Below are 14,505 nucleotides of genomic sequence, written 5' to 3' on the forward strand. Positions count from 1 at the left end.
GGAAGCCGAAGCTTCCCCGCTTTCTGCGTACCGACCGGAGCCGGTACCGCCTGCATCAGCCCAGCAGGTGGGCGACGCCGGCGCGCTCTTCTTCCAGCTCGGCCAGGGTCTTGTCGATGTACTTCTGGCTGAAGTCGTCGATCGGCAGATCCTTGACCAGGGTGTACTTGCCGTTCTCGGTGGTCACCGCGAAACCGAAGATCACGCCTTCCGGAATGCCGTAGGAACCGTCGGACGGCACGCCCATCGTGACCCACTTGCCGTTGCTGCCCAGCACCCAGTCACGCACGTGGTCGATGGCGGCATTGGCGGCCGAAGCGGCCGAGGACGAGCCACGGGCTTCGATGATCGCCGCGCCGCGCTTGCCGACGGTCGGGATGAACGTGTTGGCGTTCCACTCCTGGTCGTTGATCGCATCGGCGATCGAGGCGCCGTCGGCGGTGGCGAAACGGTAGTCCGGGTACATGGTCGGGCTGTGGTTGCCCCACACGACCAGCTTCTCCATGCCGCCGACCGGCTTGCCGAGCTTGGCCGACAGCTGGCTCAGCGCGCGGTTGTGGTCCAGGCGCAGCATGGCGGTGAAGTTTTCCGGCTTCAGGTCCGGGGCCGACTTCATCGCGATGTAGGCGTTGGTGTTGGCCGGGTTGCCGACCACCAGCACCTTCACGTCGCGGCTGGCGACCTTGTTCAGCGCCGCGCCCTGGGCGGTGAAGATCTTGGCGTTTTCCAGCAGCAGGTCCTTGCGCTCCATGCCCGGGCCACGCGGACGTGCGCCGACCAGCAGAGCGATGTCGGCGTCCTTGAACGCGACTTCGGCGTCATCGGTGCCAACCATGCCGGCCAGCAGCGGGAACGCGCAGTCTTCCAGCTCCATCATCACGCCCTTCAGGGCGGCCTGGGCCTTGTCGACCGGCAGTTCCAGCAGCTGCAGGATGACCGGCTGGTCCTTGCCCAGCATTTCGCCGGAGGCGATGCGGAACAGCAGGGCATAACCGATCTGGCCGGCGGCGCCGGTCACGGCAACACGAACGGGTGCTTTCATGGGGGTTTCCTCTTGCTTGCAAGCGTTTGATGGGACGCCGCGGGCATGGCCACGCAGGCCGGGCAGGCGGCGGGGAACAGGGAAACGGCCACCCGTGGGTGGCCGTTTCGAAGGGGGTCAGGCGGCGAGGTGCTTGTTCCACTCCGCGACGCGGTCGGCCTGGGCGGCCAGCACGGCGTCGACGTCGCCTTCAAGGGTGATCGAATGGATCACGTCGCCCTGCTTGACCGAATCGACGATGGCCTGGCCTTCCAGGACCTTGCCGAAGACGGTGTGGCGGCCGTCCAGCCAATCGGTCTTGATGTGGGTGATGAAGAACTGGCTGCCGTTGGTGTTCGGGCCGGCGTTGGCCATCGACAGCGAGCCGACCTCGTGCTTCACGCCATTCTTCTCGTCTTCGAACTTGTAGCCCGGGCCGCCGGTGCCACGACCCTGCGGGCAGCCGCCCTGGATCATGAAGTCGGCGATCACGCGGTGGAAGATCAGGCCGTCATAGAAGCCGTGCTTGACCAGGTTCACGAAGTTGGCCACGGTCAGCGGCGCCTTGTCGGCGAACAGCTCGACCTTGATCGGGCCCTGGGTGGTGTCGAAAGTGGCGATGAGGGACATGAAGATCCTTGGTGCAAAGGGGAATGCGTCTAGCCACCTAGTTTACACCTGCCTCGTGGCGGCGGTGCCTTCGACCATCGGTGGAGCCCCCGCCTTCAGCCAGCGGAAGGTGAGCCGGGGGCCCCGTCCTGGCGACCTCGGCCGAAGCGGCGGACAGCCAGCTGAATGGGCCGCTGGGCCGGCGTGAAATCCACCTTTTCGCGAATCGTCAAGTTCGACGTATAATGTTGGACTTCTTTTTCCAAATCCGGCGCCGACTGGCCCCCTTTCGTATGTCCATCGAAAATCTTCGCAACATCGCCATCGTCGCCCACGTCGACCATGGCAAGACCACCCTGGTCGACCAGCTGCTGAAGCAGTCCGGCACCCTGTCCGAGCGCACCGTCCTCGCCGAGCGCGTGATGGACAGCAACGACCAGGAAAAGGAACGCGGCATCACCATCCTGGCCAAGAACACCGCCATCACCTGGGAAGACAAGAAGACCGGCATCAAGAACCGGATCAACATCGTCGATACCCCCGGCCACGCCGACTTCGGCGGTGAGGTCGAGCGCGTGCTGTCGATGGTCGACACCGTGCTGATCCTGGTTGATGCGATGGACGGCCCGATGCCGCAGACCCGCTTCGTGACCCAGAAGGCCTTCGCGATGGGCTTCAAGCCGATCGTCGTGGTCAACAAGGTCGACCGTCCGGGCGCCCGTCCGGAGTGGGTGATCGACCAGGTCTTCGACCTGTTCGACAAGCTCGGTGCCACCAACGAGCAGCTGGATTTCCCGATCGTCTACGCCTCGGGCCTGAACGGCTACGCGGGCCTGGAAGACACCGTGCGCGACGGCGACATGACCCCGCTGTACGAAGCGATCATGCAGCACGCGCCGAAGCCGGAAGTCGACCCGGAAGGCCCGTTCCAGATGCGCATCAGCCAGCTGGACTACAACAACTTCGTGGGCGTGATCGGCATCGGCCGCATCCAGCGCGGCACCCTGAAGAAGAACATGCAGGTCGCGGTCATTGACCGTGAAGGCAAGAAGCGCAACGGCAAGGTGCTGCAGGTGCTGGGCTTCATGGGCCTGGAGCGCATCGAGCAGGATTCGGCCGAGGCCGGCGACATCGTGGCCATCTCCGGCATCCAGGAGCTGACCATCTCCGACACCATCTGCGCACCGGACTTCCCGGAAGCCCTGCCTGCGCTGACCGTCGACGAGCCGACCATCTCGATGACCTTCCAGGTGAACAATTCGCCGTTCGCCGGCAACAAGGACCTGTCCGGTGGCAAGTTCCTGACCAGCCGCCAGATCAAGGACCGCCTGGACCGTGAAAAGGTCCACAACGTGGCCCTGAAGGTCGAGCAGCTGGAAGACGCCGACAAGTTCCTGGTCTCCGGCCGTGGCGAACTGCACCTGTCGGTGCTGATCGAGAACATGCGCCGCGAAGGCTACGAGCTGGCTGTGTCGCGCCCGGAAGTGATCATCAAGGAAATCGACGGCCAGCTGATGGAGCCGATCGAGCAGCTGGTGGTGGACATCGAAGAAATCCACCAGGGCGGCGTGATGGAAAAGCTGGGCACCCGCAAGGGCCAGTTGAAGAACATGGAATCGGACGGCAAGGGCCGCGTGCGCCTGGAGTACCAGATCCCGGCCCGTGGCCTGATCGGCTTCCAGAACGAGTTCAAGACCCTGACCCAGGGTTCGGGCCTGCTGTTCCACGTGTTCGACCACTACGGCCCGAAGGAACAGGGCGCCATCGCCAAGCGCATCAACGGCGTGATGATCGCCAATGCGCCGGGCGTCACCCCGGCCTACTCGCTGGGTCCGCTGCAGGAACGCGGCAAGCTCTTCGCTGCCGAAGGCGACAACGTGTATGAAGGTCAGCTGGTCGGCATCCACTCCAAGGACAACGACCTGACCGTCAACGCGATCAAGACCAAGCCGCTGACCAACATGCGCGCTTCGGGCAAGGACGATGCGATCCAGCTGACCCCGGCGATCAAGTACTCGCTGGAACAGGCCCTGGACTTCATCGAAGACGATGAGCTGGTCGAGATCACCCCGAAGGAGATCCGCCTGCGCAAGAAGTTCCTGACCGAAAGCGATCGCAAGAAGGCTTCGCGCGGCGGCTGAGCCTGCACCCCGTGAACCAGAGCGGCTACAACCCGGATCCACACCGGCATCCGGGCCTGCACGTCATCGCCCTGCTCGAAGCGAGCAAGGCGTTGCTGGCGCTGTTGGCCGCCACCGGGCTGGAAGTGCTCGGACCGCAGCCGCTTCGGCACGGCATCATGGTCCTGATCCGGCGTTTCAGCCTGGATCCGGACCATGGCACCCTGCCCTCGCTGCTGCATATGATCAGCCCCGACGCGGTCCACCTGGCCGCGGCGGGGATGATCGGCTACGGCCTGCTGCACCTGGTCGAAGCCTGGGGCCTGTGGCGGGCCAAGGCCTGGGCCTCCTGGCTGGGCTGCCTGACTGCCTCGCTGTACCTGCCCTTCGACATCTTCGCGATCATCCGCCACCCCGGCTGGCCGTCGTGGACGATCCTGGCGATCAACCTGATCGTGGTCTACGTCCTCGCCCGCGATCTGCGCAAGCGCCACCGCTGAGCAGCGGCTACACTGGGGATTGGAGCCGACCAAGCCGCCCCATGCGCCCGTCCTTGCCGCCTCTGCTGACCTGCCTGCTTGCCACGCTGCCTGTGCTGCTTTCGGCTGGCTGCAGCCCGGCCACGCCCAGCGCGCATGCGGCCGAACCCGCGAGCCGCAACGTGCCCTTCCCGTACGCCGAAACCGATGTCACCGACCTGCAGGCGCAGATGACCGCCGGCGAGCTGGACAGCGCCACCCTGGTCCAGGCCTACCTGCAGCGGATCGCCGCCCTGGATCGGGCCGGCCCCCGCCTGCGCGCGGTGATCGAGCTCAACCCCGATGCCCTGAAGGAAGCCGCCGAACGCGACCGCGAGCGCCGCGATGGGCACCTGCGCGGCCCGCTGCATGGCATCCCGGTATTGCTGAAGGACAACATCAACGCCGCACCGATGGCCACCAGTGCCGGCTCGCTGGCCCTGCAGGGGTTCCGCCCTGACGATGCGTATCTGGTGCGGCGCCTGCGCGAGGCCGGGGCCGTGGTGCTGGGCAAGACCAATCTCAGCGAATGGGCCAATTTCCGCGGCAACGATTCGGTGTCCGGCTGGAGCGCGCGCGGTGGCCAGACCCGCAATCCCTATCGCCTCAGCCACTCGCCTTGCGGCTCCAGCAGCGGCAGCGCGGTAGCGGTGGCCGCCAACCTGGCCAGCGTGGCGATCGGCACCGAAACCGACGGCAGCATCGTCTGCCCTGCGGCGATCAATGGCATCGTCGGCCTCAAGCCGACCGTCGGCCTGGTCAGCCGCGATGGCATCATCCCGATTTCCTTCAGCCAGGACACTGCGGGGCCGATGACACGCAGCGTCGCCGACGCTGCGGCCGTACTGACCGCAATTGCCGGCCGCGATGATGCCGACCCGGCCACCGCAACCATGCCCGGCCGTGCGGTGTACGACTACACCGCGCGGCTGGATCCGCAGGGACTGCGTGGCAAGCGCATCGGCCTGCTGCAGACGCCGCTGCTGAAATACCGCGGCATGCCGCCACTGATCGAACACGCCGCCACCGAGCTGCGTCGGGCCGGTGCCGTCGTGGTGCCGGTGGAGCTGCCCAACCAGGGCGCCTGGGCCGACGCCGAACGCAAGGTACTGCTGTACGAGTTCAAGGCCGGGCTGGAGCGTTACTTCAGCACCCACCGCGCTCCCCTCCACAGCCTGGCCGAATTGATCGCCTTCAACCAGGCGCACAGCAAGCAGGAGCTTGGCCTGTTCGGCCAGGAACTGCTGGTGGAGGCCGACGCCACCGCCGGCCTGGCTGACCCCGCCTACATCCGCGCACGCAGCGATGCGCGCCGGTTGGCGGGCCCGGAAGGCATCGATGCGGCCCTCGCCGCCCACCAGCTCGACGCCCTGGTCGCGCCGACCACCGGCGTTGCGTGGCCGATCCGCAGCGAAGGCGACGACTTCCCCGGCGAGAGCTACAGTGCCGCCGCCGTCGCCGGCTATCCCAGCCTCAGCGTGCCGATGGGCCAGATCGATGGCCTGCCGGTCGGCCTGCTGTTCATGGGCACCGCCTGGAGCGAACCGAAGCTGATCGAAATGGCGTACGCCTACGAACAGCGCACCCGCGCGCGGCGGCCACCGCACTTCGGCACCGACACGCTGATCGACGCCGGCGAGCCTTGATCCGGTAGTGCCGGCCGCTGGCCGGCGCTACCGTTCGGGTTCCGGCTCCATCGGCACGATTGCCGCCTCACCGTCTTCAGCCCCCGGCGAACGCACATCTGCAGTGCGTGCACGAGGACCTCGCGGCATGTCCAGCTCGTCTGCATGCTGCAGCCGCGCACGCAGCTGCGGCAGCGAGTGCGGATGCTCACGCGCGAGGAAATCGAGCATGCGCTCGCGTACCAGGCAACGCAGGTCGAACGCGTCGCCGGAGCTGCGCGCACTCACCAGCAGGCGCACCTGGATCGCACGCTCGCTGGTTTCGGTCACCTGGGTCACGCAGACCCGGCCATCCCACAACGCTTCGCCCCGGCAGATGCGCTCCAGTTCAGCACGGATCGCCGCAATCGGGGCACGATAATCCAGCCACAGGAAGGCTGTGCCGAGCAGGTCAGCGCTACGCCGCGTCCAGTTCTGGAAGGGGTTCTCGATGAACCAGGTCAACGGCACCACCATCCTCCGCTCGTCCCAGATGCGTACCACCACGTAGCTGCTGCCGATCTCCTCGATGCGTCCCCACTCGCCCTCGACGATCACCACATCGTCCAGCCGGATCGGCTGGGTCACTGCAATCTGCAGGCCAGCGATCAGGTTGCCGAACACTGGCTTTGCGGCGATACCGGCCACCAGGCCGATGAGGCCCGCCGAGGCCAGCAGCGCGGTGCCGATCTTCTGCACCATGGGGAAGGTCAGCAGCACCAGCGAAGTGCCCAGCACGATGATGCCGCCCATCAGCACGCGGCTGAGCACCCGCGTCTGGGTCTGGATGCGGCGCGCTTCCAGATTATCGGAGACATCGATGGGATGGCTGCGCAGGATGGCCCGCTCACCCGCTGCCACTGCGCGTACCAGCAACCAGATGAAGCAGGCGGTCAGTGCGATATGCAGCACCCGTTGCAGGTTGCCCAGAAGGGGATCCTGCAGCGGCGTGGCCTGCAACGCAGGAATCAACAGCAGCAGCGGCCATGCGGTGGCCATTGGCAGCCCGAGCACACGCCCGATGCGCGCGCGCCGCCGATCACGCCCTTTCAGCCGATGATAGATCCACAGGATCAGCCACGCGCCGATACCGCCCACCACCACGGCCAATCCCAACGGCCATGCGTAGGCCTGTGCGCTCTGCCAGTGCACCCTTGTCACCTCCAGTCGAACCGCCAAGTGGACAGCCTCGCGCATGGCACATGAGCGTCACGTCAGCCGTTCGTAAGAAGGGTGTTGGTCGGCAGGGCTCGCAGCCCTGCACCTGCCAGAAGCCGAAGCAACGGCAACAGCAATAGCAACAGCCGAAGCTGGCATTCCGTGGGATCGCGAGGTGGGTCCGGTTGCGGGAGACGCCGTAAACCCATCCTTGGGGGCTTGGCCGCGGCATCCATGCCGCGGACACTCCCGCAACCGGACCCACCCCGCCTTCGACAGATTCTTGCAACCTGCCGGGTACTGCTTTCTGTAGAGCCGAGCCATGCCAGGCTCAAATCTCACAGATATCGAAATATTCGATTCCATTGGAAATTCATCCACGCATCGCGTGGATCTACCGTGTCGACCAAGGTCGACACCTACCAGCAGCCGAGTGAACCTGTCGAAGGTGGGGCGGTGTCGGGGTGCGGGGTGTCAGCCGCATGGATGCGGCTGCCAAGCCTACAAGGACGTACTTGCGGCGTCCCCGCACTCCGACACCGTTCCGCCAACCCACGGATAGCCCGCTTTTGACGTTGACGCTGACGTTGACGTTGCTCTGGCTCGTAGCAGGTGCAGGGCTGCAAGCCCTGCCGAAAAATCCTTACCGCACCAGCTCCTGCTTGCGCACGATCGCCATCGCGATCTCCAGCGACTGCTCGTAGTTCAACCGCGGGTCCACCGTCGAACGATACGCACGCTCCAGGTCGCGCTCGGTCAGTTCGCGCGCGCCGCCGATACACTCGGTCACGTCCTCGCCGGTCAGTTCCAGATGCACACCGCCCAGGCGCGTACCGGCGGCCGCATGCAGATCGAACGACATCTCCACCTCGCCACGCACGTTGTCGAAGCGGCGTGTCTTGAAACCGTTGGCGGTGCTTTCGGTATTGCCATGCATCGCATCGCACACCCACAGCACGCGGCGACCATCACGCTTGACCGCGTCCAGCAGCGGCGGCAGTTTCTCGGCGATCTGCGTTGCGCCCATCCGATGGATGAAGCTCAGGCGGCCCGGCTCGTCATGGGGGTTGAGCACATCGATCAGGCGCAGCAGCTGGTCCGGTGTCACCGACGGGCCCACCTTGATCGCAATCGGATTGCGCACGCCACGCAGGTACTCCACGTGCGCGCCATCGAGCGCGGCCGTGCGCATGCCGATCCACGGGTAATGCGTGCTCAGGTTCAACCAGCCCTGCTGGCGCGGCACCTGGCGGGTCAACGCCTGCTCGTAGGGCAGCAGCAGCGCTTCGTGCGAAGTGTAGAAATCGATGCGGTTGAGGTTGTGCACGCGGGCCCCGGCCAGGGTCTCCATGAAGTGCACCGCATCGCCGATCGAGGCCACCATCTTCTGGTACTCGGCCGCCAGCGGCGAGTGGCTTACCCACTCCAGGTTCCAGTATTCGGGGTGGTGCAGGTCGGCGAAACCGCCGTCGATCAGCGCACGCACGAAGTTCATCGTCATCGCCGAATGCGCGTGGGCCTGCAGCATCCGCTTCGGGTCCGGCAGGCGTGCTGCCTCGGTGAAGGCCGGCGCGTTGATCACATCGCCGCGGTAGCTGGGCAGGGTCACGCCATCGCGGGTCTCGGTGTCGGCCGAGCGCGGCTTGGCGTACTGGCCGGCGAAGCGGCCCACGCGGATCACCGGCTGGCGCAGGCCGTGCACCAGCACCAGGCTCATCTGCAGCAACACCTTCAATCGGTTGGAAATGGTGCCCGATTCGCAGTCGCTGAAATTCTCGGCACAGTCGCCGCCCTGCAGCAGGAAGCGCTTGCCTTCCTGGGCCTCGGCCAGCTGCTGCTTCAACGCCAGGATCTCCCACGAGGTGACCAGCGGCGGCAGCCGCTTCAGCTCGTGCAGAGCGGCGTCCAACGCCACCGGGTCCGGGTAGGTCGGCATCTGCAGCGCGGTCTTGCCACGCCAGCTCTCCGGCGACCAGGCAGCGCCAGCGGTGGTCGCGTCGGAATCGGAGGCGGGCGGAACGGCGGACAGGCTCATTGCAGACTTCCGGGGTGGGGGGCGGCCATGGTCGCAGAGCCAGCCGCTGACGCAAAGGCCCACCCCCACCGCCCCGGCCACCTGAACGGCAGGGAAAGGCCAACGCCAGCAGCCAGATCCGGCATGGCCGGCCGCACGGGACAGGCGCATGATTTGTTACGGAGTAACACTTGCACGTCATGGACCGGCCCCTTCCACGCCCAGCCGCCCCCTCTCTCACCATGAAGCCCTCGCCCCTCGCTACCGGTATTACCTTCGCCCTGGCCTTGGCCAGCCTGCCCGCCTTCGCCGCAACGGCCGACGACACTTCTTCCTCCGTCAAGGATCTGGACGCGGTCACCGTCCACGCCCAGCTCGACCAGGCCCGCAACGCGCTGTCGCCGGACATCGGCAGCAGCCAGTACCAGATCACCGCCGAGGACATCCAGAAGCAGCCGCTGGGTGCCTCCGCGCCGCTCAGCCAGGTACTGCTGCAGGCCCCGGGCGTGGTCCAGGATTCCTATGGCGGCGTGCACGTGCGCGGCGACCACGCCAACCTGCAGTACCGCATCAATGGCGTGCTGCTGCCCGAATCGATCTCCGGCTTCGGCCAGACACTGGATGCACGCACCATCAAGAGCATCCGCCTGATGGATGGCGCGCTGCCGGCGCAGTTCGGCGAGCGCACCGCTGCAGTGGTCGACATCACCACCCGCAATGGTGCCGAGCTCGGCAATGGCGGCAGCGCCGGACTGACCGCAGGCTCGTTCGGCAAGATCAATCCGAATGCCTCGTGGTGGGGCAACCAGGGGCGATGGAGCTGGTTCCTGACTGGCAACTACGACCAGAACGAGGTTGGCCTGGAAAACCCGACCCGCTCGCGCACGCCGCTGCACGACGACACCCACCAGGGCAAAGCGTTCGCTGACCTCACCTACCTGGTCAACGAGAACACCCGCCTGAGCGTGTTCGCCGGCTTCGCCAACAACCGCTTCCAGATCCCGGTCAACCCCGGGCAGACCCCGCAGTTCGGTTACCTGGACACCACCACCTTCGACTCCAGCCAGCTGGATGAAACCCAGCGCGAAACCACCCGCTTCGGCATGCTGGTGCTGCAGGGCGCGCTGGGCAGCACCGCCTACCAGCTGTCCGCCGGGCAGCGCTACAGCGATGTGGCGTTCAACCCGGATGTCATCGGCGACCTGGTATTCAGTGGCGTCGCCTCGCAGGTGCAGCGCAGCAACCGCGCCAACACGCTGCAGGCCGATTTCTCCACCCCACTGGGCAGCGACCACACGCTGCGCTATGGCCTGTACGGCAACTACGAGAACGCGCGGGCCAGCAACAGCAGCTGGGTGTTCCCGGTCGATGACGCCGGCCAGCAGTCCAGCACCACGCCGCTGCTGATACCTGACCACAGTGCCTTCCATGCCAGCACGCTGGCGTTGTACGTGCAGGATGAATGGAAGATCGGCGACGACTGGACCGTCAACTACGGCCTGCGCGGAGATCGCTACAAGGCCTTTGGCCACACCGAGGGCCAGCTCAGCCCCCGCGTGGGCGTGGCCTGGAATGCCAGCGACAGCACCACCGTGCATGCCGGCTATTCGCGTTACTTCACGCCGCCGGCCAGTGAGCTGATCGCCAGCAGCGATATCGCGCTGTACGACGGCACCACCAACCAGCAGCCGAGCGGCGGCAACAACACGCCACTGGCCGAGCGCAGTGACTACTACGACATCGGCGTATCGCATCAGCTGGGCGAACACCTGACCCTGGGCTTGGACGCGTACGACCGCCGTGTTGCGCGCCTGCAGGACGAAGGCCAGTTTGGTGCCGCCTACATCTATTCGACGTTCAACTACCGCCGCGGCCATATCCGTGGCCTGGAGTTCAGTGCCGACTACAGCAACGGTCCGTTCAGCGCTTACGTCAACGCGGCGTACAACAAGGCCATCGGCACCCAGGTCATCACCAGCCAGTACAACCTCGATCCAGAGGCGCTGGCCTATGTGGCCAACCACTGGATCCACCTCGACCACGACCAGAAGCTGACCTCATCGGGCGGCTTCAGCTACGCCTTCGCCGGCCACAACCGGGTCGGCGCCAACTACGTGTTCGGTAGCGGCCTGCGTTCGGACATCGAGGGCGTGCCCAACGGCGGCGAGCTGCCATCCTACCTGCAGGTGAACCTCAGCGCCGGGCACGATTTCAATGCCGACAGCGGGCATCCGCTGCACGTGCAACTGGCCGTGATCAACGCATTGGATCGCAGCTACCAGCTGCGCGATGGCGGCGGTGTTGGCGTGTTCGCGCCGCAGTGGGGGCCGCGCCGTGGCACCTACCTGAGCCTGCAGCAGGATTTCTGAGAACGGACCGTGGTAGTGCCGGCCGCTGGCCGGCATCTACGGGAACGCTGCCATCGTTCATGGGGTTGCCGGCCAGCGGCCGGCACTACCCTGCGTTCAGCGCTTGACCTTGCGCAGCGACACCACCAGCGACCACAGCGCCAGCAGCACGAACCACACGCCCGACCACATCGGCATGGTCAGGCCCAGGAACGTCCAGTCGATATTGCCGCAGTTGCCGGTACCGGTCAGCACCGTGCGGAACACTTCCAGCGGCCCCATGGTCTCGCGCAGGAAGCTCAGCGGCGGGCCGCAGGTCGCCCCCATCTCCGGTGGCAGCATCTGCACGTAGACGTGGCGCGCAGCGATGCCTACGCCGACCGCGGCGGCAATGAAGGCGAGCACGCCGTAGGTTGCCCGGCCAGGACGGTTGGAGGGCCCGTGCAGTGCACCGATCAGGAACAGCAGGCCCAGCGCAGCGAACGCCAGCCGCTGGAAGATGCACAGCGGGCACGGCTCCAGGCCCATCTTCAGCTGCAGGAAGATCGCGTAGCCCAGCAGGCCGGCGCAGATCAGGAAGCCCAGGAAGAACTGGGCGCGGAAGGGCCAGCGCAGTGGATTCATCGTCAACGCTCGAATGGATCAGGCGCCAAGCGTAACCGAGAGTGCATGCCATTCGAACCGCCACAGGTGACGCCTGTCGGAACGGTGCGGGTCAGATCCCCCAGAAACGCAAAAGCCCGGCAGAGGCCGGGCTTTCGCTGTGTCGCATTGGAACGGTCCGATTACTCGGCCACTTCCTCGGCCACGACCGGACGGTCAACCAGCTCGACGTAGGCCATCGGCGCGTTGTCGCCAGCGCGGAAGCCGCACTTCAGCAGGCGCAGGTAGCCGCCCGGACGGTTCGCGTAGCGCGGGCCCAGGATGGTGAACAGGTTGCCCACGGCTTCGTTGTCGCGCAGGCGGGCGAAAGCCAGACGGCGGTTGGCGACGGAGTCGACCTTGGCCAGGGTGATCAGCGGCTCGGCAACGCGGCGCAGTTCCTTGGCCTTCGGCAGGGTGGTCTTGATCAGCTCGTGCTTGAACAGCGAGGCGGCCATGTTCTTGAACATCGCTTCGCGGTGGGCGCTGGTACGGCTGAACTTACGGCCAGACTTCTGGTGACGCATGGTGATATTCCTTGGTTAATGATGAGGCTGTGCGGATCGTTGTCGCCATCCTGGCGTTGCTGCGCGGACTGCGGATGGTCCTGGCCGCCCATCCTGGACGACCTGCCCGCGAACCTGCGGTTCGTCGTGGCATGGTGTGGTGCGTTGAAGGCCCCACCGCGAACGGTGGAGCCTTCAGGTATTACCGATATCAGCCCAGCATGCCGTGGCTGGCGACGCCGGCCGGCGGCCAGTTCTCCAGCTTCATGCCGAGCGACAGGCCGCGCTGAGCCAGCACTTCCTTGATCTCGGTGAGCGACTTCTTGCCCAGGTTCGGGGTCTTCAGCAGCTCCACTTCGGTCTTCTGGATCAGATCGCCGATGTAGTAGATGCTTTCAGCCTTCAGGCAGTTGGCCGAACGCACGGTCAGCTCCAGATCGTCGATCGGGCGCAGCAGCACCGGATCCACGCCGTTGTTGGCCGGCTTGGCCGCACCGCGGTCGCGGTGGGTGAAGTCACCGAACACCGACAGCTGGTCGCTGAGGATGTCGGCGGCGGTGCGCACGGCTTCCTCGGCATCGATGGTGCCGTTGGTCTCGATATCGATGACCAGCTTGTCCAGGTCGGTGCGCTGTTCGACACGCGCCGCTTCCACGGCATAGGCGACACGGCGGACCGGCGAGAACGAGGCATCCAGGACCAGGCGGCCGATGGCACGGGTTTCTTCGTCCGGACGACGACGCGCGGCAGCCGGCTGGTAGCCGAAACCACGTTCGATCTTCAGACGCATGTTGATCGCCGTATCCTTGGTCAGGTGGCAGATCACATGGTCGCCGTTCAGGATCTCCACATTGTGGTCGACCTTGATGTCGGCAGCGGTGACAACGCCCGGGCCCTGCTTGGACAGGGACAGGGTGGCGCTGTCGCCGGAGTGCATACGGATGGCCACATCCTTAAGGTTGAGCAGGACTTCGAGGACGTCCTCCTGCAGACCTTCGACCGTGGTGTACTCATGCAACACGCCGTCGATTTCGACTTCCGTGATGGCGAAGCCCGGGATGGACGACAGCAGCACGCGACGCAGGGCGTTGCCCAGCGTATGCCCGTAACCCCGCTCCAAAGGTTCGATAACGACCTTTGCACGGGTGTCGGTAAGGCGTTCGATCTGCGGACCGCGAGGACGCAGAACCTGGTTGGCGGTAACCGTCATGTTGCGGGTTCTCCTAGTGAACCCCCGGCCGTCGCCGGGGGCTCTCCAATGTGAATTACTTCGAATACAGCTCGACGATCAGCGCTTCGTTGATGTCCGCAGGCAGATCCGAACGATCCGGAACAGCCTTGAAGATGCCGGTGAACTTGCCGGAATCCACTTCAACCCACGACGGGCTCAGGTCATGCTGGGCGGCGACGGTCAGGGCTTCCTGGACGCGCAGCTGCTTGGCAGCCTTTTCGGACAGAGCGATGGCGTCGCCAGCCTTGACCTGGTACGAAGCCAGGTTGACCGACTTGCCATTCACGGTGACGCCGCGGTGCGACACCAGCTGACGGGCAGCCGGACGGGTCACGGCGAAGCCCATGCGGTAGACGACGTTGTCCAGGCGGGTTTCCAGCAGCTGCAGCAGGTTCTCGCCGGTGTTGCCCTTCTTGGTCGAGGCCTTCTTGTAGTAGTTGCGGAACTGACGCTCCAGCAGGCCGTAGATACGCTTGACCTTCTGCTTTTCACGCAGCTGGGTGGCGTAGTCGGACAGCTTGCCCTTGCGGGCAGTGGCGCCGTGCTGGCCGGGCTTCTGCTCCAGCTTGCACTTGGAGTCCAGCGCACGCGCCGGGCTCTTCAGGGACAGGTCGGCGCCTTCGCGGCGGGCGAGCTTACAGGTAGGACCGATATAACGAGCCATTTCTTATCGC

General features: G+C 65.6%; 12 protein-coding genes. 4 read left to right on the forward strand and 8 right to left on the reverse strand.

All coding sequences use genetic code 11. From position 1 onward, the window contains the following. Positions 1–55: 55 nt before the first annotated feature. Entirely contained in the window at positions 56–1,042 is a 987-nt protein-coding gene (locus AC5P74_RS16340) for a malate dehydrogenase (RefSeq protein ID WP_005415428.1), read from the reverse strand. 117 nt (positions 1,043–1,159) lie between these two features. Then, positions 1,160–1,651, reverse strand: a complete 492-nt coding sequence (locus tag AC5P74_RS16345) for a peptidylprolyl isomerase (protein WP_005408225.1) — start codon at positions 1,649–1,651, stop codon at positions 1,160–1,162. Between the two features lie 272 nt (positions 1,652–1,923). Between AC5P74_RS16345 and typA the strand changes: the two genes are divergently transcribed. From typA to AC5P74_RS16360, 3 genes are read left to right on the forward strand one after another with little or no spacing between them, the layout of a single operon-like run. Next, on the forward strand, positions 1,924–3,771 hold the full coding sequence (gene typA, locus AC5P74_RS16350) for a translational GTPase TypA (RefSeq protein ID WP_005415427.1): 1,848 nt from the start codon (positions 1,924–1,926) through the stop codon (positions 3,769–3,771). 11 nt (positions 3,772–3,782) lie between these two features. Next, on the forward strand, positions 3,783–4,250 hold the full coding sequence (locus AC5P74_RS16355; RefSeq protein WP_049414692.1) for a DUF2127 domain-containing protein: 468 nt from the start codon (positions 3,783–3,785) through the stop codon (positions 4,248–4,250). Between the two features lie 41 nt (positions 4,251–4,291). Then, complete coding sequence (locus AC5P74_RS16360; RefSeq protein ID WP_069138926.1) at positions 4,292–5,914, forward strand: amidase; 1,623 nt, start codon at positions 4,292–4,294, stop codon at positions 5,912–5,914. Positions 5,915–5,941: 27 nt separating this feature from the next. Here the strand turns inward: AC5P74_RS16360 and AC5P74_RS16365 are convergent, their stop codons facing one another. Next, positions 5,942–7,129, reverse strand: coding sequence for a mechanosensitive ion channel family protein (locus tag AC5P74_RS16365; protein ID WP_216653255.1), 1,188 nt, complete (start codon positions 7,127–7,129; stop codon positions 5,942–5,944). A gap of 604 nt (positions 7,130–7,733) precedes the next feature. Beyond that, complete coding sequence (locus tag AC5P74_RS16370; protein WP_005415423.1) at positions 7,734–9,125, reverse strand: class II 3-deoxy-7-phosphoheptulonate synthase; 1,392 nt, start codon at positions 9,123–9,125, stop codon at positions 7,734–7,736. Positions 9,126–9,346: 221 nt separating this feature from the next. Between AC5P74_RS16370 and AC5P74_RS16375 the strand changes: the two genes are divergently transcribed. Further along, positions 9,347–11,473, forward strand: coding sequence for a TonB-dependent receptor (locus AC5P74_RS16375; RefSeq protein WP_495204989.1), 2,127 nt, complete (start codon positions 9,347–9,349; stop codon positions 11,471–11,473). 96 nt (positions 11,474–11,569) lie between these two features. On the opposite strand, the gene AC5P74_RS16380 is transcribed toward AC5P74_RS16375, so the two are convergent. The 4 genes from AC5P74_RS16380 to rpsD form a co-directional block, all read right to left on the reverse strand. Continuing rightward, a complete protein-coding gene (locus AC5P74_RS16380) occupies positions 11,570–12,076 on the reverse strand; it encodes a disulfide bond formation protein B (protein ID WP_053500146.1) in 507 nt (168 codons plus the stop codon). Between the two features lie 161 nt (positions 12,077–12,237). Further along, on the reverse strand, positions 12,238–12,621 hold the full coding sequence (rplQ, locus tag AC5P74_RS16385; protein WP_005408217.1) for a 50S ribosomal protein L17: 384 nt from the start codon (positions 12,619–12,621) through the stop codon (positions 12,238–12,240). Between the two features lie 190 nt (positions 12,622–12,811). Further along, a complete protein-coding gene (locus AC5P74_RS16390) occupies positions 12,812–13,810 on the reverse strand; it encodes a DNA-directed RNA polymerase subunit alpha (protein ID WP_005408216.1) in 999 nt (332 codons plus the stop codon). A gap of 55 nt (positions 13,811–13,865) precedes the next feature. Continuing rightward, the gene (gene rpsD / locus AC5P74_RS16395; protein ID WP_004145446.1) at positions 13,866–14,495 is read right to left on the reverse strand and encodes a 30S ribosomal protein S4; all 630 of its coding nucleotides are present in this window, start codon (positions 14,493–14,495) and stop codon (positions 13,866–13,868) included. Positions 14,496–14,505 lie beyond the last annotated feature (10 nt).

This window comes from Stenotrophomonas sp. YJH_SMC_94-11 (genome assembly GCF_059370435.1).

Excerpts from the sequence above, each read along its gene's own strand:
- AC5P74_RS16340 (WP_005415428.1), bottom strand. The coding sequence starts at position 1,042 with ATGAAAGCACCCGTTCGTGTTGCCGTGACCGGCGCCGCCGGCCAGATC.
- AC5P74_RS16345 (WP_005408225.1), bottom strand. The coding sequence starts at position 1,651 with ATGTCCCTCATCGCCACTTTCGACACCACCCAGGGCCCGATCAAGGTC.
- typA (WP_005415427.1), top strand. The coding sequence starts at position 1,924 with ATGTCCATCGAAAATCTTCGCAACATCGCCATCGTCGCCCACGTCGAC.
- AC5P74_RS16360 (WP_069138926.1), top strand. The coding sequence starts at position 4,292 with ATGCGCCCGTCCTTGCCGCCTCTGCTGACCTGCCTGCTTGCCACGCTG.
- AC5P74_RS16365 (WP_216653255.1), bottom strand. The coding sequence starts at position 7,129 with ATGCGCGAGGCTGTCCACTTGGCGGTTCGACTGGAGGTGACAAGGGTG.
- AC5P74_RS16370 (WP_005415423.1), bottom strand. The coding sequence starts at position 9,125 with ATGAGCCTGTCCGCCGTTCCGCCCGCCTCCGATTCCGACGCGACCACC.
- AC5P74_RS16375 (WP_495204989.1), top strand. The coding sequence starts at position 9,347 with ATGAAGCCCTCGCCCCTCGCTACCGGTATTACCTTCGCCCTGGCCTTG.
- AC5P74_RS16380 (WP_053500146.1), bottom strand. The coding sequence starts at position 12,076 with ATGAATCCACTGCGCTGGCCCTTCCGCGCCCAGTTCTTCCTGGGCTTC.
- rplQ (WP_005408217.1), bottom strand. The coding sequence starts at position 12,621 with ATGCGTCACCAGAAGTCTGGCCGTAAGTTCAGCCGTACCAGCGCCCAC.
- AC5P74_RS16390 (WP_005408216.1), bottom strand. The coding sequence starts at position 13,810 with ATGACGGTTACCGCCAACCAGGTTCTGCGTCCTCGCGGTCCGCAGATC.
- rpsD (WP_004145446.1), bottom strand. The coding sequence starts at position 14,495 with ATGGCTCGTTATATCGGTCCTACCTGTAAGCTCGCCCGCCGCGAAGGC.